The 973-nt window shown below is 50.9% G+C and carries 1 protein-coding gene; it reads right to left on the bottom strand.

Annotation, left to right across the window (positions count from 1 at the left end; all coding sequences use genetic code 11):
- The coding region (locus LT679_RS18570; protein ID WP_232179182.1) for a phosphohexomutase domain-containing protein at window positions 1-973 on the bottom strand (973 nt) is incomplete at both ends.

The following is a 973-nucleotide window of genomic DNA, read 5'->3' as shown; positions in this document are numbered from 1 at the left end:
TTCGTTTCCTTCATCTTGTTCACTACGTTCACCTCGCCTACTGCTGCGGCGGTGTAGTTGCCACTATGTTTTTCGGTAACGTCTCGCAACGCCCTGGTTGATGACAAGTTGGATACCGTGTTGCCCGGGGTATGTTTCAGGATATAATCCGCTACGGCTACCAAGGTATATTCTTCACCGAACATCGTGCCGTCTTCGTTTACAAAGCATAACCTGTCTACATCCGGGTCGACCACTATACCCAGGTCGGCTTTGTTCTCCTTAACTGTTTCGGCAATCGCCGTCAGGTTCTCAGGCAGTGGCTCGGGGTTATGAGGGAAGTGTCCGTTGGGTTCGGTATAGAGTTCGTAAATGGTTTCTATACCTAAGGCTTTTAATAGTGCCGGTACATAGATGCCTCCCGTAGAGTTTACGCAGTCTATGGCTATTTTAAAGTTCGCTTGCTTTATCGCTTTCCTGTCTACCAGCGGCAGGTTCAGTATCAGGTCGATGTGTTTTTGCAGGTAGCTGTCGTCATGGGTTACTTTGCCCAGGCTATCTACATCGGCATAGGTAAAGTCGCTTTGTTCGGCTATGTCCAGCACTTGTTTACCATCTGCATCGCTGATGAACTCGCCTTTTTCGTTCAGTAGCTTCAGCGCGTTCCATTGCTTGGGGTTATGGCTGGCGGTCAGGATGATGCCGCCTGCGGCTTTTTCCAGCGGTACAGCTACTTCTACCGTTGGGGTGGTGCTTAGGCCAAGGTCTACTACATCGATACCCAAACCTTGCAGGGTTCCGGTTACCAGGCTGCTCACCATCTCGCCCGAAATGCGGGCGTCCCGGCCGATCACAATCTTATTAATGCCCGATTTTTTTACCGCCCAGCTACCGTAGGCCGAGGTGAATTTTACAATGTCCAGCGGCGTTAAGCCTTCGCCGGCTGCGCCGCCGATGGTACCTCTGATACCGCTTATTGATTTGATTAGTGTCA

It is taken from the genome of Mucilaginibacter roseus (genome assembly GCF_021215455.1).
Classification (GTDB): domain Bacteria; phylum Bacteroidota; class Bacteroidia; order Sphingobacteriales; family Sphingobacteriaceae; genus Mucilaginibacter; species Mucilaginibacter roseus.
The sequence above is the reverse complement of the archived record's forward strand: the minus strand, read 5'-3'. Positions and strand labels throughout refer to the sequence as shown.